Annotated in this window: 20 protein-coding genes and 1 pseudogene; 3 read left to right on the top strand and 18 right to left on the bottom strand. The window is 69.2% G+C overall.

Translation table 11 applies throughout. The annotated features are described in order from the left end of the window. Positions 1–4: 4 nt before the first annotated feature. Positions 5–676, bottom strand: a complete 672-nt coding sequence (locus ACZ50N_RS09295; RefSeq protein WP_464475203.1) for a cyclase family protein — start codon at positions 674–676, stop codon at positions 5–7. 178 nt (positions 677–854) lie between these two features. Here ACZ50N_RS09295 and ACZ50N_RS09290 point away from each other — a divergent pair, with 178 nt between their 5' ends. Beyond that, on the top strand, positions 855–2387 hold the full coding sequence (locus ACZ50N_RS09290; protein ID WP_464475614.1) for a diflavin oxidoreductase: 1533 nt from the start codon (positions 855–857) through the stop codon (positions 2385–2387). Here the strand turns inward: ACZ50N_RS09290 and ACZ50N_RS09285 are convergent, their stop codons facing one another. Beyond that, positions 2388–3461: an amidohydrolase family protein gene (locus tag ACZ50N_RS09285; RefSeq protein ID WP_048425312.1), complete on the bottom strand. Its 1074-nt coding sequence runs from the start codon at positions 3459–3461 to the stop codon at positions 2388–2390. Next, the gene (gene ffh, locus ACZ50N_RS09280) at positions 3461–5017 is read right to left on the bottom strand and encodes a signal recognition particle protein (protein ID WP_464475202.1); all 1557 of its coding nucleotides are present in this window, start codon (positions 5015–5017) and stop codon (positions 3461–3463) included. Before ffh ends, ACZ50N_RS09285 begins: the two co-directional genes overlap by 1 nt. A gap of 125 nt (positions 5018–5142) precedes the next feature. Between ffh and ACZ50N_RS09275 the strand changes: the two genes are divergently transcribed. Beyond that, positions 5143–7335, top strand: a complete 2193-nt coding sequence (locus ACZ50N_RS09275) for a molybdopterin-dependent oxidoreductase (protein ID WP_464475201.1) — start codon at positions 5143–5145, stop codon at positions 7333–7335. Positions 7336–7339: 4 nt separating this feature from the next. On the opposite strand, the gene ACZ50N_RS09270 is transcribed toward ACZ50N_RS09275, so the two are convergent. The 4 genes from ACZ50N_RS09270 to ftsY all read right to left on the bottom strand — a co-directional run bounded on the left by ACZ50N_RS09270 (position 7340) and on the right by ftsY (position 13180). Next, entirely contained in the window at positions 7340–9799 is a 2460-nt protein-coding gene (locus ACZ50N_RS09270) for a [protein-PII] uridylyltransferase (RefSeq protein WP_048425410.1), read from the bottom strand. 76 nt (positions 9800–9875) lie between these two features. Continuing rightward, positions 9876–10214: a P-II family nitrogen regulator gene (locus ACZ50N_RS09265; RefSeq protein WP_011779408.1), complete on the bottom strand. Its 339-nt coding sequence runs from the start codon at positions 10212–10214 to the stop codon at positions 9876–9878. 5 nt (positions 10215–10219) lie between these two features. Next, positions 10220–11584 (bottom strand): ammonium transporter, encoded by a 1365-nt coding sequence (locus ACZ50N_RS09260; protein ID WP_046366681.1) that lies wholly within the window; start codon positions 11582–11584, stop codon positions 10220–10222. A gap of 186 nt (positions 11585–11770) precedes the next feature. Continuing rightward, complete coding sequence (gene ftsY, locus ACZ50N_RS09255; RefSeq protein ID WP_464475200.1) at positions 11771–13180, bottom strand: signal recognition particle-docking protein FtsY; 1410 nt, start codon at positions 13178–13180, stop codon at positions 11771–11773. 39 nt (positions 13181–13219) lie between these two features. Here ftsY and fni point away from each other — a divergent pair, with 39 nt between their 5' ends. Beyond that, positions 13220–14248, top strand: coding sequence for a type 2 isopentenyl-diphosphate Delta-isomerase (fni, locus tag ACZ50N_RS09250; protein WP_464475199.1), 1029 nt, complete (start codon positions 13220–13222; stop codon positions 14246–14248). Here the strand turns inward: fni and smc are convergent. From smc to ACZ50N_RS09195, 11 genes and pseudogenes are all read right to left on the bottom strand, one after another. Further along, entirely contained in the window at positions 14232–17816 is a 3585-nt protein-coding gene (smc, locus tag ACZ50N_RS09245; protein ID WP_464475198.1) for a chromosome segregation protein SMC, read from the bottom strand. The two genes, fni and smc, sit on opposite strands and share 17 nt — an antisense overlap. A gap of 26 nt (positions 17817–17842) precedes the next feature. After that, positions 17843–18127, bottom strand: coding sequence for an acylphosphatase (locus ACZ50N_RS09240; protein WP_048425307.1), 285 nt, complete (start codon positions 18125–18127; stop codon positions 17843–17845). Beyond that, positions 18111–18527: an OsmC family protein gene (locus tag ACZ50N_RS09235; protein ID WP_046366017.1), complete on the bottom strand. Its 417-nt coding sequence runs from the start codon at positions 18525–18527 to the stop codon at positions 18111–18113. The genes ACZ50N_RS09240 and ACZ50N_RS09235 overlap by 17 nt, the downstream gene beginning before the upstream one ends. A gap of 94 nt (positions 18528–18621) precedes the next feature. Beyond that, on the bottom strand, positions 18622–19473 hold the full coding sequence (mutM, locus tag ACZ50N_RS09230; protein ID WP_048425306.1) for a bifunctional DNA-formamidopyrimidine glycosylase/DNA-(apurinic or apyrimidinic site) lyase: 852 nt from the start codon (positions 19471–19473) through the stop codon (positions 18622–18624). Continuing rightward, complete coding sequence (gene rnc, locus ACZ50N_RS09225; protein WP_046366019.1) at positions 19466–20185, bottom strand: ribonuclease III; 720 nt, start codon at positions 20183–20185, stop codon at positions 19466–19468. The genes mutM and rnc overlap by 8 nt, the downstream gene beginning before the upstream one ends. Beyond that, positions 20182–20772 (bottom strand): YceD family protein, encoded by a 591-nt coding sequence (locus ACZ50N_RS09220; protein ID WP_464475197.1) that lies wholly within the window; start codon positions 20770–20772, stop codon positions 20182–20184. The genes rnc and ACZ50N_RS09220 overlap by 4 nt, the downstream gene beginning before the upstream one ends. Positions 20773–20841: 69 nt before the next feature. Then, positions 20842–21579 (bottom strand): cell division protein SepIVA, encoded by a 738-nt coding sequence (gene sepIVA / locus ACZ50N_RS09215; RefSeq protein WP_046366020.1) that lies wholly within the window; start codon positions 21577–21579, stop codon positions 20842–20844. Positions 21580–21688: 109 nt separating this feature from the next. Beyond that, a pseudogene (locus ACZ50N_RS09210) lies at positions 21689–21832 on the bottom strand (hemerythrin domain-containing protein); the annotation flags it as partial. A gap of 24 nt (positions 21833–21856) precedes the next feature. After that, positions 21857–22333, bottom strand: coding sequence for a pantetheine-phosphate adenylyltransferase (coaD, locus tag ACZ50N_RS09205; RefSeq protein ID WP_046366021.1), 477 nt, complete (start codon positions 22331–22333; stop codon positions 21857–21859). Positions 22334–22379: 46 nt separating this feature from the next. Beyond that, complete coding sequence (rsmD, locus tag ACZ50N_RS09200; RefSeq protein WP_082164403.1) at positions 22380–22946, bottom strand: 16S rRNA (guanine(966)-N(2))-methyltransferase RsmD; 567 nt, start codon at positions 22944–22946, stop codon at positions 22380–22382. Then, the gene (locus ACZ50N_RS09195) at positions 22943–26383 is read right to left on the bottom strand and encodes a pyruvate carboxylase (RefSeq protein WP_046366023.1); all 3441 of its coding nucleotides are present in this window, start codon (positions 26381–26383) and stop codon (positions 22943–22945) included. Before ACZ50N_RS09195 ends, rsmD begins: the two co-directional genes overlap by 4 nt. Between the last annotated feature and the right edge of the window lie 10 nt (positions 26384–26393).

The following is a 26393-nucleotide window of genomic DNA, read 5'->3' as shown; positions in this document are numbered from 1 at the left end:
GTCACTACCCGTCGACCTCCGCGAACGCCCGCACCGGGAACGTGCCGAAACCCTCGATCGCCGGCGGGGCTGCAGTGAACCGGGCACCACGTCGCGGCACCGCACCCAGATTGGTGAGGTGCTCGACGACGTGCACACCGGCCCCCAGCAGCACCGTGTGGGCCGGGCGGCTCCCGCCCGACTCGATGTCATCGATGTTGACCGAGTCGATGCCGACCAGCACGGCTCCCGCATCGATGAGGTGTTGCGCCCCTTCCCCACTCAGGAACGGCGCCCCGGAGCCGTAGGCCGGTGTCCCGAAGTGCCTGTCCCAGCCAGTGTGCAGAAGCACAGCCGCGCCGCGGACGTCACGGCCGGCGAGGTCGTCGACAGTGATCGCCCGGCCGCGTTCCGGAGCGAGGTGAATCACCTCGGCCGGGAGCCCGACGAGCGTGGACAGGTCCAGACCGGCGAGGTCGGCCCCGTCCCCGTAGCGGTGGAACGGGGAATCGAGGTAGGTGCCCGTGTTGCCGATCATCGTGATGAGATCCATCGCGAATTCTGTTCCCGCCGCGTACTTCTCACGAGAATCTTCGCGTGTCAGATACGGACTGATGACGGGAGCCGGCAGCCCGGGATAGGTGATGAGGCCGGCCCGGATCGGATGGCTCAGGTCGACGATGCGGCGCGTGGACACCGCGACATCGTAGGCCTGACCGTCGGAGACTCGACCGCAGACGGCTCACCCGCGGAAGGGACATCCCCATCGCAAGCTCCCGTCAACTAAGGTCGCCCTAACTTGCGCCGTACAGTGCGGAGCGCCGACCGAGGGAGCGTCGTTGGCCGACCAGCTGATCATCGGATTCGGTACCGACATGGGCAACGCCGAAGACGCCGCGATGACGTGTGCGGAGGCGTGCCAGGCTGCCGGTTTCGCCGTCGAAGCCAGGGAACTCAACCAGATCGGTGTCGACGAATTGCGCGCCGCGACCCACTTTTTGGCCGTCACCTCCACCTTCGGCGACGGCGAGTTCCCCGACAATGCCGCGCTGTTCTGGAATGCACTGACCGCGCAGGACATCCCGCTGGATCATCTGAGTTTCGCCGTACTCGCCCTGGGCGACATCGGTTACGACTTGTTCTGCAACGCCGGCCGATTGCTCGACGAGCGGCTCGAGGCACTCGGCGCCACCCGATTGACCGAACGCATCGACATCGACGGTCCCTACGAGCGCGCGGCTGCAGCGTGGACCACCGACGTCGTCACGCTGCTCGCGGCCGCACTGGCCGAGCCGCCCGCGCCCGCGCCGGGCGCCGAACCCGCCGGCCGTGAGCGACACCATCGCGTCGCGACCAGATGCACGGTCAATCGGCTTCTCAGTGTCGCGGATTCCGAGCGGGAAGTCCGTCACTACGAGATCGACCTGACCGGCTCGGGCATCGCCTACCGCGCGGGCGATTCGCTGGCGGTACACGCCACCAACGATCCCGTGCTGGTCGACGCGCTGCTCGCCCAGTTGGGCGCCGCGCCCGACCACATCGTGGCCGGCCACGACGAGCCACTCGGCACGCTACTCACCGAACACCTCGACATCCGCGTTCCCTCCCGCGCGCTGCAGGCCCTGGTCGGCGCCCGCACCCGCAACGCGTCGGCCGCGGCAGCACTGCGCACCCACGCGGGCTCCTGGTGCTATGGCAAAGACGTCCTGGACCTGGTGCGGCTGGCCGATCTGGATGTGGGCGAGGTGGTGGACACCCTGCGCCCCTTGCAGTTTCGCGACTACTCGATCGCCTCGAGTCCACTGATGCACCCCGACAGTGCCCATCTGACCGTTTCCACCGTGCGGTACACCTGCGGCGATCGGCGCCACGGCGGTGTCGCGTCCACCTTCCTGGCCGACCGCGGCGAGAATCTCACGGTGCAGTTGCGCCCCAATCACAGCTTCCGCCTGCCGGATCCGGCCGTACCGATCATCATGGTCGGGCCGGGCACCGGTATCGCGCCGTTCCGTGGCTTCTTGCAGGAACGTCAGGTCACGGGTGCGTCGGGCCAGTCGTGGCTGTTCTTCGGTGATCGTCATCGGGCCACCCACTACCTCTACGGTGAGGAACTCGACGCGTTCGCCCGCGCGGGTACGCTGTCGCGTCTCGACCTCGCCTTCTCGCGGGACAGCGAGACGAAAACTTATGTGCAGCATCGTATGTGCGAGCGCGGCGCCGATCTGTTCGGATGGCTTCGCGACGGCGCACACCTCTACGTGTGCGGCGACGCCGACCGGATGGCCCGCGGCGTCGACGACGCACTGCGCGAGATCGTCGCCGTCCACGGCAGGCTGGACGCCGCGGGCGCGGATGCCTTCGTCGCCGATCTGATCACGTCGCACCGCTACGTGCGCGACGTGTACTAGCTAAAAGACCTTGCCGCGCAGGATCACCCGGTCGGGCGCCGCGAGCACGGCGGCACCGGTGCGGGGATCGTCGGTGTAGCAGACCAGGTCCGCGGATGCGCCGTGCTCGAGGCCGGGCCTACGCAACCACTCCCTGGCATCCCAGCAGGCAGCACCGAGTGCGTCCGTCGACGACATCCCGATGCCTTTGAGTGCATCCACCTCTTCGGCGATGCGGCCGTGTGCCACTGCGCTGCCCGCGTCCGAGCCCGCATAGATGGGCACACCCGCTTCCCGGGCCGCTGCGATGCGCTCGCCGCACGTCGCATAGAGGGCGCGCATATGGCGTTGGTAGCGCGGGTATCTGTCAGCGCCGGCAGCGATGTCCGGGAAGTTCTCGATGTTGATCAGGGTCGGTACCAGCGCGGTGCCGTACTCGACCATCAGGTCGATGGTGTCCTCGGTGAGCCCGGTGCCGTGCTCGATGCAGTCGATGCCGGCGCGGATCAGGCCGGGCAGCGCATCCTCGCTGAACACGTGCGCGGTCACTCGCGCGCCGTGGGCATGCGCGGCGTCGATCGCCGCGGCCAACACCTCGTCGGACCACAACGGTGCCAGATCGCCTGTGTCGCGGTCGATCCAGTCGCCGACGATCTTCACCCAGCCGTCGCCACGGCGCGCCTGCTCGGCCACCGCCTGCGGCAGCTGGTCCTCGTCGGCGAGTTCGGCGGCGAAGCCCCGCTGATAGCGCTTGGGCCTGGCGATGTGACGCCCGGCCCTGATAATGCGCGGTAGGTCGTCGTGATCGTCGAGAATCCTTGTGTCCGTCGGCGATCCGGCATCACGCAGGAGCAGGGCGCCCACCTCGCGCTCGACTTGGGCCTGCTCGATGGCCTCGTCCAGCGGGATCTCACCGTCGGGCCCCAGCCCGACATGACAGTGGGCGTCGACCAGACCGGGCAGAATCCAGCCGCCATCGAAGACGGTGTCAGCGCCCGCCACGGGTTCGGCCGACAGGCGCCCGTGGACCACCCACCACTCGACGGGCTCTCCGTCGGGCAACCCACGCCCGCGGACGTGCAGCGCCCCTGCCATCAGTTCTTGGGGAACTTCAGCTTCGACAGGTCGATGTCGGCGAGCCCCGGCGGCAGCTCGTCGAGCCCCTTGGGCATGTTGGACAGGTCGGGGAAACCGGCGGGCAGGCCGCCCATGGCGCCGAGCGGGTTGCGTGCCGGCGTGGGCCCGCGACCGCCCTTCTTCTTACCCGCCTGCTTGTTCTTGCCCTTGCCCGCTTTACGAGTGTTCTTGCGTCCGAACGGCATTCCCATCTGTCCGGCCATCTGCGACATCATCTTGCGCGCATCGAAGAATCGGTCCACCAGCTGGTTGACCTCGGCGACGGTCACCCCGGAACCGTTCGCAATACGCAACCGCCGGGACGCGTTGATGATCTTCGGATCTGCCCGCTCGGCCGGTGTCATGCCGCGGATGATCGCCTGCACACGATCGAGCTGGCTGTCGTCGACAGCGGCCAGGGCGTCCTTCATCTGGCCGGCGCCGGGCAGCATGCCCAGCAGATTGCCGATCGGGCCCATCTTGCGGATCATCAGCATCTGCTCGAGGAAGTCCTCGAGTGTGAGCTCCCCGCTGCCGATCTTGGCCGCGGTCGCCTCGGCCTGCTGCGCGTCGAAGACCTGTTCGGCCTGCTCGATCAGCGTGAGCACGTCGCCCATGCCCAGGATGCGGCTGGCCATCCGGTCGGGATGGAAGACGTCGAAGTCCTCGAGCTTCTCCCCCGCCGAGGCGAACAGGATGGGCACGCCGGTGACTTCGCGCACCGACAGCGCCGCACCACCGCGGGCGTCACCGTCGAGCTTGGTGAGCACCACGCCGGTGAATCCGACGCCTTCGCGGAACGCGTCGGCGGTGGTGACGGCGTCCTGACCGATCATCGCGTCGAGGACGAACAGGATCTCGTCGGGCTGCACCGCGTCGCGGATCGCGGCGGCCTGACCCATCAGCTCCTCGTCGATGCCCAACCGGCCCGCGGTGTCGACGATGACGACGTCGTGGTGCTTGGTCTTGGCCTCGGCCAGGCCCGCGGCGGCCACGGCCACCGGGTCGGCGGTGCCCTTGACCTCGGCAGCGCCGGGTGCGGTGCCCGGATGCGGGGCGAACACGCCGACCCCGGCCCGCTCGCCGACGATCTGCAGCTGGTTGACCGCACCGGGGCGCTGCAGGTCGCAGGCCACCAGCAACGGGGTGTGCCCCTGCCCCTTGAGCCACTTCGCGAGCTTGCCCGCCAGCGTGGTCTTACCCGAGCCCTGCAGGCCGGCCAGCATGATGACCGTCGGGGGGTTGCGCGCGAACGCCAGCTGGCGCGTCTGACCGCCGAGGATGCCGATGAGCTCCTCGTTGACGATCTTGACGACCTGCTGTGCCGGGTTCAGCGCGGCGGACACCTCGGCGCCCTTGGCGCGGTCCTTGATGCGGGCGATGAAGGCACGGACCACGGGCAGCGAGACATCGGCCTCGAGCAGTGCCAGGCGGATCTCGCGCGCGACGGCGTCGATGTCGGCATCGGTCAGCCGGCCCTTGCCGCGCAGGCCCGACAGGGCACCGGTCAACCGGTCGGACAGGGATTCAAACACCTCGCCAGCCTAACGGTCGGCCCGCCGGAGCGAGAAAGCCGCGCTGACCTCTGGTCACGCCTCTGGTCGTGCAGGGTGTGCAGCCGTTACCGTGAGGGCCATCCGACCAGCCCGCGGAGGTTCTGATGACAGCCGTCGACGTACCGCTGACCACCGCGCGCCGAGACGCCGACGCGCCCCGCGGCGAGGTCACCCACATCAGCCAGTGCACGCTCTGTGAGGCGCACTGCGGGCTGCACGTCACCGTCAGCGGCGGACAGGTCACCCGCATCGAGGGCAACCCCGACGACGTGTTGTCGCACGGCTACATCTGCCCCAAGGCCACCGCGATGGGCGGGCTGCATCACGACCCGGACCGGGTGCGCACCCCGCTGCGCCGCGTCGGCGACCGCTTCGAGCCGGTCGGCTGGGACGAGGCGTTCGCCGACATCGGCCGGCGGCTGCGCGCGGTGCGCGAGAAGAGCGGCAGTCAGGCGCTCGGCATGTACCTGGGCAACCCGGCCGCCCACAGCTCGGGCGCCGCCTATGGCTTCCTGTTGAGCCGGGCGCTGCGCACCCCGAACTTCTTCACCGCGTCGTCCATCGACCAGATGCCGCACGAGTTCGCCGCGTGGAAGGTGTTCGGCTCCAACGCACTGATCCCGGTCACCGACATCGATCGCACCCAGCGGCTGGTGATCCTCGGGGCCAACCCCGCGGTGTCCAACGGATCGTTGTCGATCATGCCCGGCGCCAAACGGCGGATCCGGGCGATCCGTGACCGCGGCGGCACGGTCGTCGTCGTGGACCCTCGCCGCACCGAGACCGCCCGCCTGGCAGACCAGCACGTCGCGGTGCGCCCCGGCGGCGACCTGTTCCTGTTGCTGGGCATGCTGCACGTCCTGCTCGCCGAAAAGCTCTGCGACACACAGGCGGTGGCCGAGCAGGCGACAGGTATCGCCGAGCTGGCCGACCTGGTCGCCGACGCGACACCAGAGGCGATGGCTCCGCGGGCCGGGGTCGACGCGGACGTGATCCGCACGTTGGCCCGCGAGCACGCGGCCGCCGAATCCGCGGCGATCTACGCGCGCATCGGCATCTGCCAGCAGCCGACGGGCACTCTGGTCAGTTGGCTGGTGATGGTCCTCAACGCGGTGACGGGCAACCTCGACCGTGCGGGCGGCACCATGTTCACCACACCCGTGGCGGACGTGCCCCGCCTGGCCAAACGGATACCGTTCCGGCCGGGCCGCTACACCGATCGGTCGGGCCGCTATCGCTCGTTCCGCTCGGAGCTGCCCGCCGTCGTGATGGCCGACGAGATCCTCACCCCGGGTCCCGGGCAGATCCGCGCGATGATCACCTATGCCGGCAACCCGGTGTCGTCGATCCCGCAACGCGGCCGGCTCGACGACGCGCTGGACTCGCTCGATTTCTGCGTCGCGGTCGACATGTACGTCACCGAGACCACTCGGCACGCCGACTACATCCTGCCCCCGGTGTCGCCGCTGGAGCGCGACGACGTCAGCCTGCTCACGCCGGTGTTCCAGGTGCGCAATACCGTTCGCTTCCAACACCGTTCGTTCGATCCGCCGCCCGGGGGCCTGGAGGACTGGGAAATCCTGACGCGGCTGGCCGTGGAACTGCTGCCCCGGCCGCTGCGCTGGATGCCGCGGCCGCTGCGGTCACGACTGATCTCGGCGATCAACCCGTTGCGGCTCGCGGCGCTGGCCGTGGCCACCGGACCGCACGGCCGGCTCCGCAGGGGCCGCAGGGGCATCACGATGGCCCAGATCCGCTCCAGCCCCGGCGGCATCGACCTCGGACCGCTGCGCCCCCGCCTGCGTGAGGTGATCGCGACGAAGGATCGCCGCGTGCACCTGGCACCCGGCGAGTTCGTCGCCGCGGCGCGGAGCCACCTGCAGGGCACCGACGCTGCGAAGGACGACGGTTACGACCTGCAGCTGGTCGGCCGACGGCAGCTCCGGAGCAACAACTCCTGGCTGCACAACGTGCCGTCGATGACGGGCGGCAGCAACCGGTGCACGATCCTGATGAACCCCGACGACGCGGCGGCCCGCGGTCTCGCCGACGGCGACATCGTGTGCGTCACCTCGGCGGTCGGCAGCATCGAGGTGCCGGTGGACATCACCGCTGACATCCGCGCGGGAACCGTTGCCGTTCCCCATGGTTGGGGTCATCGCGACACCGGGTGGCGGCACGCGGACACGCTGGCCGGCGCGAACGTGAACGAGTTGCACGATCCGGATCTGGTGGACACCTTCACCGGCACCGCGGCGGTCAACGGCACGTGGGTGTCGGTGAGCGCCGCGCGGTGACGGGCTAGCTGGCTTCCTCGACGGCGGGCGGCGGGGCAGGCAGCACCGCGAACAGCTCCCGATCCAGGGTCTGCCGCACCGCGCCGCTGTCCTGAGGCAGCACCACGCCGAACGCGTCGACCACCGACGAGCCCAGCGTGGTCACCTTCGCCCAGGCGATATCCACGCCGTTGCGCTCGAACACCGCGGTCAACGCCGTCAGCAGCCCGGCACGGTCGGTGGTGCGAATCTCGAGCACCGTGCGTCCGGCGTCGTCGGTGTCGTGCCACAGCACCCGCGACGGCGCCGCGGGAGCGTGCACGGGCACTGCCGCTCGGATCTCGCCCGCGCGGGTCGACGCCTGCGGATCGCCCTTCTTCTCCAGCGAGGACACGACGTCGAGATCTCCGTCGAGAGCGAGGATCACTTGCTGGCGCAGCAGTTCGGCCGCCGGCGGCGACCCGAAATGAGGTGAGACGACGAAGGTGTTGACCGCCGAACCGTTGTGGCCGTTGACCGACGCCGAATGCACTCGCAGAGAGTTCAGCGCTAGTACCCCGGCGGTCTTCGACAACAGCCCGCGCTGGTCGGGGGCGATCATCGTGACGGTGAAGATGTGGGGACTGTCACCCGGGGCCAGCTCCACGTGCACGCCCGGCCGGCCGGCCATCTCGAGGAAGCGGGGTTCGATCGGATCGGGTTGGGGCAGCGGCTCCCCCGCCATCACCAACCTGCACCGCCGGACCAGGTCACCGAGCAGCGAGGCTTTCCAGTCACCCCACACGCCGGGGCCGGTGGCCAGGGAATCGGCTTCGGCCAAGGCGTGCAGGAGTTCGAGGACCGTCAGGTCGCCGCCCATCGCGTCGACGACGGTGGCGATGGTCGCTGGATCCTGCAGATCACGCCGGGTCGCGGTGTGGGGCAACAGCAGGTGATGCCGCACCATCGCGGACAGAATCGTGATGTCCGACGGCCACAATCCCAGCCTCGTGCCGATCTGATGAGCCAGTTCGGCACCGATCACGCTGTGGTCGCCGCCGCGCCCCTTGCCGATGTCGTGGATCAGCGCGCCGAGCACCAACAGGTCCGGCCGGGCCACCCGGGTGGTCAAAGCGCTTGCCCGCGAAACGGTTTCGACAAGATGGCGGTCGACGGTCCAGATGTGGACAACGTCGCGGGGCGGTAGGTCACGGACCGCACCCCACTCCGGGAACAGCCGGCCCCACAGCCCGGTGCGGTCGAGAGCCTCGATGGTGCTGACCGCTGACGGGCCGGCGGCGAGCATGACCAGCAGATCCTTGAGCGCCTGTCGCGGCCACGGCGTCCGCAGTTCCGGCGCCGTCTCCACCAGCCGGCTCAACGTCGACGCCGCCATCGGGAGACCCGTGGTCGCCGACGCGGCAGCCACCCGGAGGATGAGCCCCGGGTCGCGTTCGGGACGGGCGTCCCTGGCGAGGATGACTTCGCCGTTGAACTCGATGACACCCTCGTCGAGCGGCCGCCGCACCGGGCGGCGCAGCGCAGAGAGGCCCCGGCGGGGCAACGCGTTACCGGCAGTGCGAATGCCTGCGTCGACGTAGTAGCTGACCGTGCGGGCGGCGTCGGAGAGCATGCGGGCCAGGTCGAACCGATCCCCGATGCGCAGCGAGGCGCCGATCTCGTCGGCGTGCTGGGCCAGGAGGAGTTCGCGGCCACGGCCGGCGACCCGGTGCAGCTCGGTGCGGACGTTGAGGAGAGCCAGATGCGCCTCACCGAGGGTTTCGGTGGGCGAGGCCAGCGATCGGCTCGGATACACGTCGGCCAACTGCGCGATCGCCAACGCATTGAGAAGCTGGACGTCACGAAGGCCGCCGCGGCCGCATTTGAGGTCGGGTTCGGCGCGGTGCGCGATCTGCCCGCTGCGCTGCCACCGGGCGCGGGTGTGCTCGACGAGTTCCTCGAAACGCGAGCCGATTCCGGTGCGCCACTGCCGCCGGGCGCCACCGATCAACAGCGAAGACAGGTCCGCGTCCCCGGCGATGTGGCGCGTCTCGAGCATCGCCAGCCCGGCGGAGGTGTCCTCCGCGGCGACCCGCAGCGCCTCGGGCACCGTGCGAACGCTGTGGTCGAGGCGAATGTTGGCGTCCCACAACGGATACCACAAAAGCTCGGCGACCTCACTGACGATGTCGGCCGGCATGTTGTCGTGCAGCAGCATCAGGTCGAGGTCGGAGTACGGGAGGACTTCACCGCGGCCCAGACCGCCCGTGGCGACGATGGCGAACCCACTGCTGGGGGTGATGCCGATGTCGTTGGCCTTGGTGGTGAGCCAGAAATCGTAGAGGTCGAGCAGGGCGTCGCGCAGCGCCGCCGAGTCCAATCGGGCTCCCCCGGACCGCAATTGCTCGACGGCAGCGGTCAGATCAGTTGCCGGAGTTGACGATCCCGCCGCCGGACGCACCCAACGGGGTGCGCCGGCGGCGGGTCGCGGTTGCTGCTCTGTCATGAGTTGTCCTCCCGGCACTTGATGTTCCAGCGCACCCGGCGCAGGCCGGGAGACGACTCGGTGTTCGACTGGTCTGTCAGAGAGCGTCGGCTCCCCTCTCACCGGTGCGCACCCGCACCACGGTCTCGACCGGGCTCACCCAGACCTTGCCGTCACCGATCTTGCCGGTGCGGGCAGCCTGGACGATGACGTCGACCACCTTGTCCACGGCGGCGTCGTCGACGACGACCTCGACGCGGACCTTTGGCACGAAGTCCACCGAGTACTCCGCACCGCGGTACACCTCGGTGTGTCCCTTCTGCCGACCGTAGCCCTGAACTTCGCTGACGGTCATGCCGAGGATGCCCGTCTGTTCCAGACCGGTCTTCACATCTTCGAGCGTGAACGGCTTGACGATCGCAGTTATCAGCTTCATATCCCTTATCCCTCCACGCCTGGGTGACGACCGAGTGCCGAGCCCCCGCCGACCGATGCGAAGTCGTAGGCGGTTTCCGCATGCTCCGATTCGTCAGCCCCGGTGGATTCATCCTCCTCGTTCAGCCGAAGTCCGACGGTGTACTTCACTATCAGAGCCAAGATAGCTGTCCCGATCGCCGAGTAGAGCAGAACCGCGCCCGCACCGACGGCCTGGCGCCACAGCTGATCGAAGCCGCCACCGTAGAAGAGGCCGGCCACACCCGCGCCGGTTTCAGGGGCGGCAACCAGCCCGACGAGCAGGGTGCCGACGATGCCGCCGACCAGGTGGACACCCACCACGTCGAGCGAATCATCATATCCCAGTTTGTATTTCAGCCCGACAGCCAGGGCGCACAGCGCGCCGGCGACGGCGCCGATGACGAGCGCTCCCACCACGTTGACCGACGAGCAGGACGGGGTGATCGCGACCAGGCCGGCCACGATGCCCGAGGCGGCACCGAGTGAGGTGGCCTTGCCGTCGCGGATGCGCTCGGTGAGCAACCAGGCCAGCATCGCTGCGGCGGTGGCCACCGTGGTGGTGACGAAGGTCGATCCGGCGAGACCGCCCGACGAGGTCGCCGAGCCGGCGTTGAAGCCGTACCAACCGAACCACAGGAGGCCGGCGCCGAGCATCACGAACGGCAGGTTGTGCGGACGCATCGGGGTGCCTGGCCAGCCGCGGCGCTTGCCGAGGATGATCGCGAGCACCAGACCCGCAGTACCCGCGTTGATGTGCACCGCGGTACCGCCGGCGAAGTCGACAGCGGCGAGCTTGTTGGCGATCCAGCCACCCGTCTCGGCGGTGACACCGTCGAACGAGAACACCCAGTGTGCGACCGGGAAGTACACGATGGTGACCCACAGAGCGGTGAACAGGAGCCAGCCGCCGAACTTGATGCGGTCGGCGACCGCGCCGGAGATCAGGGCGACGGTGATGATCGCGAACATCAGCTGGAAGGCGACGAACACCGTGGCCGGCAGGGTGCCGACCAGCGGGATGTTCACCACGTCCGAGGCTTCCACGCCGGCAGCCGGATCGGCGACGACCGCCGCGGCCGCGTTGCCCCCGATCAGACCCTTGAGGCCGAAGAACTGGGCCGGGTTGCCGAAGAGGTTGCCGACATCGTTGCCGAAGGCGAGCGAGTAGCCGTAGAGCACCCACAGCACCGTGACGACACCCATGGCCGAGATGCTCATCATGATCATGTTGAGCACGCTCTTGGCCCGCACCATGCCGCCGTAGAAGAACGCCAGGCCAGGTGTCATCAGCAACACCAGCGCGGCGCTGGCCAGCATCCACGCGGTATCACCGGTGTCCGGTATACCCATCGTCGGGAATTGGTCCACTCGCAGATTCCTCCTTCGTCATGCCACAGCCGCGCGGAATGACGACCGTTGCCTGGGACATGACAATGCGCAGTGGATGTTTCGACGAAGACGCACCGGTGTTTCGCTCGTGTGAACGGATACGCCGGTCACGTTTCGCTGCTGTTACATCACGCGATTCGCGGGCGCTCAGCCGAGCAGCGCGTCGACGAAGGCCGCGGGTTCGAACGGGGCGAGGTCGTCGGCGCCCTCCCCGAGCCCCACCAACTTCACCGGCACGCCGAGCTCCTGCTGGACCCGGAACACGATGCCGCCCTTGGCGGTGCCGTCCAGCTTGGTGAGCACGACGCCGGTGATGTCGACGACCTCGGCGAACACCCGGGCTTGGGGCAGGCTGTTCTGTCCGATCGTGGCGTCGAGGACGAGAAGCACCTCGTCCACCGCGGCACGTTTGCTCACCACGCGCTTGACCTTGCCGAGCTCGTCCATCAGCCCGGTCTTGGTGTGCAGGCGCCCCGCGGTGTCGATCACCACGACGTCGGCACCCGCGGCGATCCCGGTGTCGACGGCGTCGAAGGCCACTGACGCCGGATCGGCGCCCTCGGGCCCGCGGACCACCTGGGCACCCACTCGGGAGGCCCACGTCTCGAGCTGATCGGCCGCGGCGGCGCGGAAGGTGTCGGCGGCGCCGAGCACCACGCGGCGGCCGTCGGCCACCAGCACGCGGGCCAGCTTGCCCACGGTGGTGGTCTTGCCGGTGCCATTGACGCCGACGACCAGCAGCACCGACGGCTTGTCCTCGTGCGGCAGGGCTCTGATCGAGCGATCCAGATCGGTCTTGAGTTCGGAGATCAGCACGTCGCGCAGGACCGCGCGGGCGTCGGCCTCGGTGCGCACGTTGGCCGAGGCCATCCGGGTCCGCAGCGCGCTCACCACCGATTCGGTGACGACCGGGCCCAGATCGGCGATCAGCAGCGTGTCTTCGATCTCCTCCCACGAGTCCTCATCGAGATCGCCGCCGCCGAGCAGGCCCAGCATGCTGCGGCCCAGCGTGTTCTGCGACTTCGCCAGGCGGCCGCGCAGCCGGTCCAGCCGCCCTTCCGCCGGCGCGATGGTGTCGATCTCGGGGGTGATCTCCGGTGCGGTGTCCGGCGCCACCTCGGTCGTCGGCGCGGGTGGCGCGTCGGGCACCACCAGGTCGGGCACCACCGCGTCGGGCACCTGCACCGGCGGTTCCGGGCGGGCCTCGGTGACCGGATCGGGCAGCCGGACATCGGAGATGCGACGTTTGGGCGCATCGCGCGGGATGGTGGCATCATCGCCGACGGCCGGCAGTCCGGTGGTGTCGATACGCTCGGGTGCCTTCGGAGTGCGCGGCGGTGCCTCCGTGGGCGGCTCGGGCGGCGCCTGGGTGGGCGCCGAGGCCGAGAACGTGATGCCCGAGGCGGCTTTGTAGCCGCCCGACCGATCTACAGGAGTGGCAGTGTCTCGAGCGGACAGGCTGATACGACGCCGGCGGTACCGCACCAGGCCCACCACGAGCGCGACGAGCAGCAGGACGGCGATGACCGCGATGGCGATCCAGAGACCCTCACTCACCCGGCCATTGTCGCAGGGGCCTCTGCCGGGCCACAGCCGGTGAGCGTCAACTCCTGCTCCGCGGTCCATCAACGCAAGCGCCGCCACATCGACGTCTGCCTCACCGAGGCGGTCGACTACCAGACCGTGACCACCGGCTTCGAGCGCTACCGACTGCCCTACAACGCCCTGACCCAGACCGATCTGCGCTCGATCGATCTACGCACCGACTTCCTCGGCCGCCGGCTGGCTGCGCCGGTCCTGATCGGCGCGATGACCGGCGGCGCGGAACTCTCCGGCATCATCAATCGCAATCTGGCCGCCGCGGCGCAGCAACTGGGCATCGGCATGATGCTGGGGTCTCAACGAGTGATGATCGACGACGACGTCGCCGCGGCCAGCTTCGCGGTTCGCGAGGTGGCCCCCGACGTGCTGGTGATCGGCAACGTGGGGTTGGCGCAGGTGTCGCAGGACATGGTGCCCGGGCTGGCCGCTGCTCTGGCTCGGGTCGGCGCCGACGCCGTCGCGGTGCACACCAATCCGCTGCAGGAGGCCATGCAGCACCAGGGCGACACGGATTTCTCCGGGTCGCTGCGCCGGCTCGGCGATGTGATCGGGGCGCTCGACTACCCGGTGATGCTCAAGGAGGTCGGGCACGGCATCGGCGCCGTCGCGGCAGCCGAACTGACCCGCTGTCCCATCGCTGCCGTCGACGTCGCGGGCGCGGGCGGCACGTCGTGGGCCCGCATCGAACAGTTCGTCCGTTACGGAGAGATCCGCCACCCCGCGCTGGCCGAGTGGGGCATCCCGACCGCACAGGCGCTGCGGGAGGTGCGTCAGACGCTGCCGGACATGCCGCTGGTGGCCTCGGGCGGTATCCGCACCGGTATGGACGCGGCCAAGGCACTCGCGATGGGCGCCCAGGTCGTCGCCATCGCGCGGCCGCTGCTCGCGCCTGCGATCGAATCGGTTGACGCGGTGGTGGATTGGCTGGGGGTGTTCCTCGAGGAACTGCTGATCTGCCTGCATGGCAGCGGCGCGGCCGACCTCGCGGCGCTGCGCGCCGGCGGCGTCACGACGGGCTGGTGACCAGCTCCTGCCCCCGCATGCGCTGGGAGATGACGGTCGTGATGCCGTCGCCGCGCATGGTGACGCCGTAGAGCGCGTCGGCGACCTCCATCGTCGGCTTCTGATGGGTGATGACGATCAGCTGGGAACGCTCGCGCAGCTGCTCGAACAGGCTGATCAACCGCCGCAGGTTGACGTCGTCGAGGGCGGCCTCCACCTCGTCCATCACATAGAACGGTGACGGCCGGGCCCGGAAGATCGCCACGAGCATCGCGACCGCGGTCAGCGACTTCTCCCCACCCGACAGCAGCGAGAGCCGCTTGATCTTCTTGCCCGGCGGTCGGGCTTCGACCTCGATGCCGGTGGTCAGCATGTCGCTGGGATCGGTGAGCAGCAGCCGGCCCTCACCGCCGGGGAACAGCGTCGAGAACACCTGCGTGAACTCGCGTTCGACGTCCATGTACGCCTCGGTGAACACCTGCAGGATGCGGGCGTCGACCTCGGCGACCACATCGAGCAGGTCCTTGCGAGCGGCCTTGACGTCTTCGAGCTGGGTCGACAGGAAGTTGTAGCGCTCCTCCAGCGCGGCGAATTCCTCGAGCGCCAGTGGATTCACCCGGCCCAGCTCGGCGAGCTCCCGCTCGGCCCTCTTGGCGCGCCGCTGCTGGGTGGGCCGGTCATACGGCATCGGCGCCGGTGCGGTCACCTGCTCGCCGCGTTCGCGCGCCTGCTCGTACTCGGCCATCTCCAACTCCGACGGCGGCAGCGCGACGTCGGGGCCGTATTCGGCGACCAGGTCCGCGGCCGCCATCCCGAACTGCTCGAGGACCTGCGCCTCGAGCTGCTCGATCCGCAGCGAAGCCTGCGCCTTGGCGACCTCGTCGCGGTGCAGCGCATCGGTCAGTGCGGTGATCCTGGCGGTGAGTTCGGCGACCTCTTCGCGGGCCTTGCCCAGGGCAGCGGCGCGCACCTGACGTTCGGCGGCGATCTCGTCGCGGATGCGCGATGCGACTCCCACCGCGCTGCTCAACCGCGCGGCGACGAGCCTGCCGGCTTCGGCCACAGCCGCGGCCATGGCGGCGGTGCGAACCCGCACCTCCCGCGCCTGCTGGGCCCGGACGCGGGCCTCCCGCTCGGCCGACGCGGCGCGACGCAACGAATCAGCCCGTCCGCGAACAGCATTCGCACGCTCCTCGGCGGTGCGGACTGCGAGGCGGGCCTCCACCTCGGCGGCGCGGGCGGCCTCTGCCGCAGCCGTCCATTCCTGGCGGTCGACGGGCTCGGCGTCGAACATCGGCTCCTGCTGGGCGTGGTGCAGCCGTGTCTCGAGCTCACTGAGCTCGGCGATGGTGCGGTTGCGCCCGGCCTCCAGCTCGTCTCGCTGGGTGATCAGCCGTTGCCATTCGTCGTCGGCGGTGCGGGCTTCCTGGCCCAGACGGCCGAGCTGCTCGTAGATCGCCGAGATCGCCGTGTCCGACTCGTTGAGCGCGGCGAGCGCCTGCTCGGCCGCATCCTGTCTGGCGGCCTGCTCGGCGAGCGCCCCCGACAGGGCCGCCGACATCTCGGCGGTCTGCCGTTCAGCGTCGGCGAGCTCGGCACGCGCTTTGTCGACTTCGGACTGGATCTCCAGCGTGCTCGGCTTGCGATCCGAACCGCCACTGACCCACCCTGCTCCGACGAGATCGCCGTCGCCGGTCACCGCCCGCAAATCCGGTTGTGCAGCAACGAGTTCCAACGCAGTACGCAGATCGTCGACAACCGCGACACCGGCGAGCATCGCCGTCACCGCACCCTGCAGCCGGGTCGCGGGCTCGACGACGTCGCGGGCCCACACCGCGCCGGCGGGCAGTGCACCGGTGCTCGACGACGGTTGCGGCCAGTCACCCAGCACCAGGGCCGCCCGGCCGCCGTCGGAGTCCTTGAGGGCGCGCAGCGCGTCTGCCGCACTGGCGATCCCGTCGACGGCAAGCGCGTCGGCGGCTGCGCCCAGCACGGCCGCGATCGCCGACTCGTGACCGGGCGCCACCTTGACCATCGCGGCGAGTGAGCCCAAAAGCCCGCTGCCGCTGTGGTTTTGCTGCAGCCACGCGGCGCCGTCCTTGCGATCCAGGCCGACCGACAGCGCGTCGATGCGCGCCTGCAGGGAAGCGACCTGCCGTTCACCTGCCCGCTCGGCGGTCTGGAGTTCGGCGACGCGCTCGTCGGCCAGCCGCAGGGCCGACACCGTGCGGTCGTGGTGTTCGTCGAGACCGACCTCGCCGGCGTCGAGCTCGCTGACGCGCGCCTGCACCGTCTCGAATTCGGCCTGCGCCTGTTGGGCCCGAGCGGCCGCCTCGTCGATGCCCGCGGTGAGCCGCGCCACGGTCTCGTCGATGGATTCCACTCGGGTGCGCATCGTGTCGACCTGACCGGCCAGCCGTGCCAGACCTTCGCGCCGATCCGCCTCGGCCCGCGCCGCCGCCATGTGGGCGCGCTCTGCGTCGGCAGCGACCTGTTCGCGTTCGGCGAGCTCGGCGCGGGCGCCGTCCAGACGCTCACGCGATTCCTCGAGCTGCTCGAGCAGCGCGCGCTCCTGCTCGGCGATCTCGTCGGCCTGGGCCTCGAGCTCGTCGGGGTCCGGACCACTGGACCGTTCGGGCTCGGCGTCCAGATACTGGGCGCGTTCGCCTGCGATGCGCACAGTGGCGGCCACTCGTTCGGCCAGCGCCGACAGCCGGAACCAGCGCTGCTGCGCGGCATCGGCGCGCTCGCTGAGCTCGGCCACAGCGCTCTCGTGGGCGTCCAGCTCGAGGGTCCGCGTCTCCAGCCGCGCCGTCAGCTCGTCGTGTTCGCGGCGGAGCGTGGTCTCGGCCTGATTGGTGTCGTCGAACTCGGACTTGCGGGTCACCAGATCGTCGGCCGCCAGCCGGAGGCGGGCATCGCGCAGGTCGGCCTGGATCGTCTGTGCCCGCCGGGCCATCTCGGCTTGGCGGCCGAGCGGTTTGAGTTGGCGACGCAATTCGGTGGTCAGGTCGGTGAGCCGGGCGAGGTTGGCCGCCATCGAATCGAGTTTGCGGACCGCCTTCTCGCGGCGTTTGCGGTGCTTGAGCACACCTGCGGCTTCCTCGATGAAGGCCCGCCGATCCTCGGGACGTGACTCGAGGATCTCCGAGAGCTTGCCCTGCCCGACGATCACGTGCATCTCACGGCCGATGCCGGAGTCGCTGAGCAGCTCCTGCACATCGGTCAAACGGCAACGGCTGCCGTTGATCTCGTATTCGCCCGCGCCGTCGCGGAACATCCGCCGGGTGATCGACACCTCGGAGTACTCGATCGGCAACGCGTTGTCGGAGTTGTCGATGGTCAACGTCACCTCGGCGCGCCCGAGCGGCGCCCGCGACGACGTGCCGGCGAAGATGACGTCTTCCATCTTGCCGCCGCGCAGCGTCTTGGCGCCCTGCTCCCCCATCACCCAGGTCAGCGCATCGACGACATTGGACTTGCCGGAGCCGTTGGGGCCCACGACACAGGTGATGCCCGGCTCGAAGCGAAGAGTCGTCGGCGAGGCGAAGGACTTGAAGCCCTTCAGCGTCAGACTCTTCAGATGCATGACGCGTTACCCTACCGGCGCGGACCTCACCGCTCGGTGAAGCCGGAGAGCGCGTCGGATGCGGCGGACCAGTCCGCGACGACGGAGTCCACCCGCCCCGGCGTTGCACCATGTTCGAGCAGGTCAAGAAGCTTTTCGCAGGCCTCTCGCGGGCCCTGGGCGACCACGTGGACGCGTCCGTCCGCCTTGTTCGCGGCGAACCCGGTCAGCCCCAGTTCCAGCGCTCGGGAACGCGTCCACCAGCGGAAACCCACCCCCTGGACATGGCCGTGCACCCACGCGGTGAGGCGGACCTCACTCTCCCCCAACATCTTTCACCTCAAACGTCACTTCAGTACCCGATTTCAACGTGCGCCCCACTGTGCACACCGTGTCGATGGCGCGCTCGACGACGGTGAGCAGTCGGGCCTTCTCGTCGGCCGACAGGCTGGACAGGTCGATCTCCAGGGACTCCGCCAGCAGCGGGTAGCGCTCCTGCTCGCGGTCGGCCACCCCGGACACGCGGATCGTGGTCGCGTAGTCGTCCCCGAGCCGGCGCCGCAGCGGTTGGTCGCTGGACAACCCGCTGCAGGCCGCCAGGGCGATCTTCAGCAACTCGCCCGGCGTGAATACGCCCTCGACGTCGTCGGAGCCGATCAGCACCTCTGCGCCCCGCGTGCTGCGTCCCGTGTAGCGCCGCACGCCGGTGCGCTCCACCCATAGTTCCGTCATGCCCTATTTCTACAACCCCGCGCGGAACAGCATTCCTGGTCGCCCGTGGCGGCTCGGCACAGCCATGACTTCTCACCGGCGCGGGTGAGGAACGTCAGCGGGCGCGTGGGCGCGGTTGGCAGCGCGGGCAGTAGCACGACGAGCGATTCATGAACTTCTCCCGCCGCATGATTGCTCCGCACCGGCGGCACGGCTCACCGTCGCGGCCGTACGCGTCCAGCGACCGGTCGAAGTACCCGGACTCCCCGTTGACGTTGACATAGAGCGAATCGAACGAGGTCCCGCCTTGGCCCAACGCGTCGGTCATCACCGCGGTGGCCGCCTCGAGCACCTCCGCCAGCTTGGCTTTCGACAGACCCGAGGCCAGCCGGGCCCCGTTGACCTTCGCGCGCCACAGGGCCTCGTCGGCGTAGATGTTGCCGATCCCCGACACCACGGTCTGGTCGAGCAGCTGGCGCTTGATCTCGGAGTGCTTGCGTCGCAACACCGCAACGACACCATTGCGATCGAACTCGGGATCCAGCGGGTCCCGGGCGATGTGCGCGACGGGCCCCGGCACGTCCGAGCCGTCGACGGTCACCATGTCGGCGAGCATCCAGCCGCCGAAGGTGCGCTGGTCGACGAAGCTGAGCGTGGTCCCGTCGTCGAGGAGCGCAGCGATCCGCAGGTGGTTCTCGTTGGGCACCGCACCGAGCAGCATCTGGCCGCTCATGCCCAGGTGTACCACCACAGCCGAGCCGTCGGACAGCGTGAGCCACAGGTACTTTCCGCGCCGGCCGGTGCCCGTGATCGTCATGTCCAGCAGACGTGCGGTCAGGTCGGCTGGGCCCGCCTCGTGGCGGCGCACCGCGCGCGGGTGGTGTACCCGCACGCCGGTGATGGTCTTGCCGGTGACGTGCGCGGCCAATCCGCGACGGACCACCTCGACTTCGGGAAGTTCAGGCATTCCGCTCTTCGCTCGGCGGGCTCTCGGAGGTCAGCGCATTCCACGCGGCCGCAGCGGCTTTGAGCTCGGCTTCCTTCTTCGTCTTGCCGACCCCGGTGCCGTACTCGCGGCCTGCGATCACGACGGTGGCGGTGAACTCCTTGTCGTGATCGGGCCCTGTGGACGTCACGATGTAGGTCGGCGCACCGAGGCCTCGAGCCGCTGTGAGCTCCTGCAAGCTGCTCTTCCAGTCCAGGCCGGCGCCCAATGTCGGTGCGGTGTCGAGCAATTCGCTGAACAGCCGGAGGATCACCTCACGCGCGACCACCGCCCCGTGTTCCAGGTAGATGGCGCCGAGCAGGGATTCGACGCCGTCGGCGAGGATGCTCGACTTGTCGGCGCCGCCGGAGTTCTCCTCGCCCTTGCCCAGCAGCAGGTAGCTGCCCAACCCCTTGTCCGAGAGGCTGCGGCCGACGTCGGCGAGCGCCTGAGTGTTGACGATGCTCGCCCGCAACTTGGCCAGATCGCCTTCGGACCGTTCGGGGTGACGGTGGTAGAGCTCCTCGGTGATCGTGAGCCCTAGCACCGAGTCGCCGAGGAACTCCAGGCGTTCGTTGGTGGGCAGCCCGCCGTTCTCATAGGAATAGCTGCGGTGGGTCAGCGCAATCGTGAGCAGATCGGGCTTCAGCCGCACGCCGAGGGCGTCGAGTAGCGGTTCGCGATCGACCGTCACTGCTCGTCTCCGGTCGGCTCGCGGAACTGGGCGAGTTTGGCCCACCGCGGGTCGATCTGGTCGTGGTGATGCCCCGGCTCGGCGTCGGCCGCCCGCACGCCGCACTCCGGGCACAGGCCGGCGCAGTCGGGAGTGCACACCGGGGAGAACGGCAGCGCCAGCCCCACCGCGTCGATGATCGGCTGTTCGAGGTCGACGGTGTCGCTGCCGCCGTCGCGGCCGACCCTGGGGATCTCGTCCTCCTCGGTGGTGGCCTCGGTGGTGCTGTCGGGATAGGCGTAGAGCTCGGTCAGGTCGATGGCGACGTCTCCGGTGACCGGTGTCAGACAGCGGACACATTCGCCCTCGGTGGGTGCGGAGACCGTGCCGGTGACCAGCACGCCCTCGGACACTGACTCCAGCCGCAGGTCCAGGTGAACCGGTGCGTCCTGCGGGACTGCGATCAGGTCCAGCCCGATGCGGAACGGGCTGGGCACCGTCTCGTCGACCGTGATCATCGAGCCGGGCCGCCGGCCGAGCCGGGAGATGTCGATGACCATCGGCGACCGTGACCCCCGGCGCGCCGCGGTGTCGTCACGCCTAGCCATGTCATGCATCGTAGACGCGGACTCTGACCACCAATACGGCCGTACCGGCGCAGGTCGACGGACGGGTGTCTAGCGGGACACGTAGTCGTGGGTACCGGCGGCGGTGCGGAGCTGATGCCGTCCGCGGCCGACCGATCGGATGGTGCCGTTGAGGAAGTCCTCGAACTCGGCAAGCTTGCTGTCGACGTAGATGTCGCACTCGCCGCGCAGTCGGTCGGCCTCGGCATGTGCCGAGTCGATCATCCGGGTGGCCTCCGCGGTGGCGGTCGCGACGATCTCGGTCTGGCTGACCAGCCGCTGCTGCTCCTTGATGCCTTCCTGAACAGCCTTTTCGTAGGCCAGGTTGCCGCTCTCGAGGAGACGGTCGGCCTCCGATTTGGCCCGGCCGGTGCTCGCCTCGTACTCGCGCTTGGCGGTGGCCGAAATGCGCGCCGCCTCCTCGCGGGCCTCTCCGACCATGCGCTCGCTGTGCTGACGCGCTTCGGCGACCATGCGATCGGCCTGGCCTTTCGCGTCTGCCAGCAAGCGGTCGGCCTCGGCGCGGGCATGGTTGACCATCGAGTCCGCCTCGGCGTTGGCCGTCGACACCGTCGATTCCGCATGGTCCTTGGCTTCCCGCAGCATCGCGTCGCGGGCATCCAGAACGTCCTGGGCATCGTCGAGCTCGCCCGGAATGGCGTCCTTGATGTCGTCGATCAGTTCCAGCACGTCCCCGCGAGGTACGACGCAGCCGGCGGTCATCGGCACGCCACGGGCCTCTTCGACGATGGCACCCAATTCATCGAGCGCTTCAAAAACTCGGTACACGGCGACACCCTCCAGGCGTAGTTGTTAGTGACCAGTGTGCCTGGTGTTACGCCTGTGACTCAGTACTGCGGGCCGGTGTGTCGCGTCCGTTTCAGCCTCGTCGTTCGATTCAGCGCAATGCGGCGCTGATCACGTCGCGGGCGCGGTCGAGCATCGAGGCGAACGGACCCACCGCGAAGGTGAGCGTGGCCGATTCGACACCCGGGTGCGGACGCATCGGCGGGATGCGGCGCGCGGGCTGTCGCGCCTGCGCTGTCCCCACCCGCGGGCAGCCGGGTCAACCGCGCAACTTGGCCTGCAATCTGGTGTTGACGGCGGCAGGCAGCAGATCGGAGACGTCCCCGCCCAGCGTGGCGACCTCTTTGGCCAGCGACGACGACACGAACGAGTACCGAGGGGTGGTGGCGACGAAGAACGTGTCGACGCCGGCGACGTGCTTGTTCATCTGCGCCATCTGCAACTCGTATTCGAAGTCGGTGCCGGTGCGCAGGCCTTTGACGATCGCGGTCAGGCCGCGCTCCCTGACGAAGTCGACCACCAGGCCGCTACCGGATTCCACTCGCAGATTCGGCAGATGCGAGGTCGTCTCGGCGATCATCTCGATGCGTTCCTCGAGGGTGAACATGCCCTTCTTCGCCGGATTCACCAACACCGCGACGACGACCTCGTCGAATTGGGCGGCGGCACGCTCGAAGATGTCGACGTGACCCAGTGTCACCGGATCGAAGGATCCGGGGCAGACAGCTCCGCTCATGGACGACGACGCTAGCAGGGGCTCGGCGTACCAGACCGTCGAGTCGCTAGTCCGCCGTGCCGATTTCGAGGCGAGTGTCGCCGTAACGGCGAGGCTTGTCCGCCGACCATCCGCTGGGCCAGGCGATTTCGGCCGCGCCCGCGGGACGTTCGAGGACGGCGACCGTACCGGGCGAGGTCCAGCCGTGGGCCAGCAGGTCGGAGAGCAGCGCTTCGACGGTGGCGGTGGGCACCTCGTAGGGCGGATCGGCCAGCACGAGATCGACGGGCCGCGGCGCCGCGCTCGCCACCACGCTCGCGGCCGGCGCGCGCCGCACCTGTGCCCCCCGCGCCCCCAGCGTTGCGATGTTGCGCTCGATGACCGCGGCCGCGCGCGCATCGGATTCGACGAACACCGCCGAGCGTGCACCGCGGGAGAGCGCCTCGAGCCCCAACGCACCGGAGCCCGCGAACAGGTCGAGCACGTCCACGCCGTCGAAACCCACGCGCGCGACGAGCATGTTGAACATCGACTCCCGCACGCGATCCGTGGTCGGCCGTGTCCCGCGTCCCGACTTCTGTTGCGGCACAACGATTCGACGTCCGCCGTATGCGCCGGCGATGATCCGGGTCAGTGGGCTTCCCCGGCGGCCTCGCTGCGACCCGCAGACCCGACGACCACGAGCAGGTCCCCGCCCTCCACCTGGGCGGTGGCCGAGACCGCGACGCGGGTGACCGTACCCCCCTTGGGCGCTGTGATGGCAGCCTCCATCTTCATCGCCTCGATCGTCGCGATGGTCTGACCGGCCTCCACGGAGTCGCCTTCGGCGACGCCGACTGTCACCACTCCGGCGAACGGCGCGGCGATGTGGTCGGGATTGGTGCGGTCGGCCTTCTCGGCAGTGGGCACATCGCTGGCCACGCTGCGGTCCCGGACGACGACGGGCCGAAGCTGGCCGTTGATGATGCACATGACGGTGCGCATCCCGCGCTCGTCGGGATCGGAGATCGCTTCGAGCCCGATGAGCAGCTCCACGCCACGCTCGAGGGTGACGCGGTGCTCGTCAGCGTGCCGCAGCCCGTAGAAGAACTGATTGGCCGACAGGCTCGAGGTGTCGCCGAACTGCTCGCGGTGCGCTTCGAATTCCTTGGTGGGCCCGGGGAACAACAGCCGGTTGAGCGTTGCCTGCCGCTGCGGCCCCTCCTGGCCGAGCGCCTTCTCGTCGTCGGCACTGAGGTCGGCGGTCGGCTTGGCCTCCGCCCGTCCCGCCAGCGCCTTGGTGCGCAACGGCTCCGGCCAACCGCCCGGCGGATCACCCAGTTCACCGCGAAGGAACCCGATGACGGAGTCGGGGATGTCGAAACGGTCGGGCTCAGCGGCGAATTCGTCGGCGGTCGCCTCCGCGCCCACGAGCGCCAGGGCCAGATCGCCGACCACCTTCGACGACGGCGTCACCTTCACCAGCCGGCCCAGAATGCGGTCGGCGCCGGCGTAGGCGGCCTCGATCTGCTCGAAACGGTCACCGAGACCCAGTGCGGTGGCCTGCTGACGAAGATTCGACAACTGACCGCCCGGGATCTCGTGGGTGTACACCCGGCCCGTCGGCGTCGTGGGCCCGGCTTTGGCGACATCGAAGGGCGCGTACACCTTTCGCAGCGCCTCCCAGTACGGCTCGAGCTCGCAGACCGCTGCCAGCGACAGCCCGCTGTCGTACTCGGTGTGTGCAGTCGCCGCCACGATGGAGCTCAGCGCCGGCTGGCTGGTGGTGCCCGCGAGCGGCGCCGAGGCACCGTCGACCGCGCTGGCGCCGGCCTGCCAGGCAGCCAGATAGGTGGCCAGCTGCCCGCCGGGGGTGTCGTGGGTGTGCACGTGTACCGGCAGGTCGAAGCGACTGCGCAGCGCGCGCACCAGCGTCGAGGCGGCCTGCGGCCGCAGCAGACCGGCCATGTCCTTGATCGCGAGGACGTGGGCGCCGGCGTCGACGATCTGCTCGGCCAGCTTCAGGTAGTAGTCCAGGGTGTAGAGGTTCTCTCCCGGATCGGACAGATCACCGGTGTAGCTCATCGCGACTTCCGCGACGGCAGTACCGGTTTCGCGCACGGCGTCGATCGCGGGCCGCATCGAGTCGACGTTGTTTAGCGCGTCGAAGATCCGGTAGATGTCGATGCCGGTGGCCGTGGCCTCCTGCACGAACGCGTGCGTCACCGACTCCGGGTAGGGGGTGTAGCCCACCGTGTTCCGGCCGCGCAGCAGCATCTGAAGGCAGATGTTGGGCACGGCCTCACGCAGGGCCGCCAGCCGCTCCCAGGGATCCTCTTTGAGGAAACGCAGCGCCACATCGTATGTCGCACCGCCCCAGCATTCGATCGAGAGCAGCTGCGGGGTCAGGCGGGCGATGTAGGGCGCCACCATCAGCAGACCGGAGGTCCGAATGCGGGTGGCCAGCAGCGACTGATGCGCATCGCGGAACGTGGTGTCGGTGACGCCGACCGATTTCGATTCGCGCATCCACCGCGCGAATCCCTCGGGTCCGACTTCGGTCAGCAGGTGCTTACTGCCTCGCGGTGGCATCGTGTCGAGATCGATCGACGGCAGCTTGTCGTGCGGATACACCGACGACGTCCGCGGCCCGTGCGGCTGGTTGACCGTGACGTCGGCCAGATAGTTGAGGATCTTGGTGCCGCGGTCGGCGGGAGCCCGCGCGGTCAGCAGGTAGGGACGCTCGTCGATGAACGAGGTGGTGACGCGGCCGGCCCGGAAGTCGGGATCGTCGACGACGGCCTGCAGGAACGGGATGTTGGTGGACACCCCGCGCACCCGGAACTCCGCGAGCGCTCGGTGCGCACGGGCCACCGCGGTGTCGAAATCCCTTCCACGGCAGGTCAATTTGACCAGCATGGAGTCGAAGTGCGCGCCGATCTCCGCCCCGAGTACGGCACCGCCGTCGAGGCGGATGCCGGCACCACCGGGTGACCGGTAGGCCGTGATCCGGCCCGTGTCGGGCCGGAACCCGTTGGCGGGATCCTCGGTGGTGATCCGGCACTGCAGCGCGAAACCGCGCGGCGCGGTGAGCGAATCCTGGCTCAGCCCGAGATCGGCGAGCGTCTTCCCGGAGGCGATGCGCAGCTGGCTGGCAACCAGGTCCACGTCGGTGATCTCCTCGGTCACCGTGTGTTCCACCTGGATTCGCGGGTTGCACTCGATGAACACGTGGTGGCCGCGCTCGTCGAGCAGGAACTCCACGGTGCCCGCGCACGAGTAGCCGATGCCGCGGGCGAATGCGACCGCATCGTCGCAGATGCGCTGTCGCAGCTCGGCCGGCATGTTCGGGGCGGGCGCCAGTTCGATCACCTTCTGGTGCCGACGCTGCACGCTGCAGTCCCGCTCGAACAGGTGCATCACGTTGCCGTCGTTGTCGGCGAGGATCTGCACCTCGATGTGGCGCGGGTTGAGCACCGCCTGTTCCAGGTACACCGTCGGATCACCGAACGCCGACTCGGCTTCCCGGCTCGCGGCGTCGACCGCTTCGGCCAGCGCGTCGAACTCGGTGACCCGCCGCATGCCGCGACCGCCGCCGCCCGAGACGGCCTTGACGAACAGCGGGAACTCCATATCGCGTGCCGCGGAGACGAGCTCGTCCACCGACGACGACGGAGCCGAGGACGCCAGCACCGGCAGACCGGCGGCCCGGGCGGCTTCGATAGCGCGCGCTTTGTTGCCGGTCAGCTCGAGGACGTCAGCGCTGGGACCGACGAACGTGATGCCTGCGTCCGCACACGCCGCCGCGAGTTCTGGGTTCTCCGACAGGAATCCGTACCCGGGATAGACAGCGTCGGCGCCGGCCTCCAGCGCCACCCGCATGATCTCGTCGACCGACAGGTAGGCGCGCACGGGGTGACCGGTCTCGCCGATCTGATAGGACTCGTCGGCCTTGAGCCGGTGAAGTGAGTTGCGGTCTTCGTACGGATACACCGCGACGGTCGCGATGCCCATCTCGTAGGCGGCGCGGAACGCTCGAATGGCGATTTCTCCGCGGTTGGCGACGAGGACTTTGGTGATCTGGCCGGGCACGGTTCACCTT

The organism is Mycolicibacterium obuense, assembly GCF_055397605.1.
The sequence above is the reverse complement of the archived record's forward strand: the minus strand, read 5'-3'. Positions and strand labels throughout refer to the sequence as shown.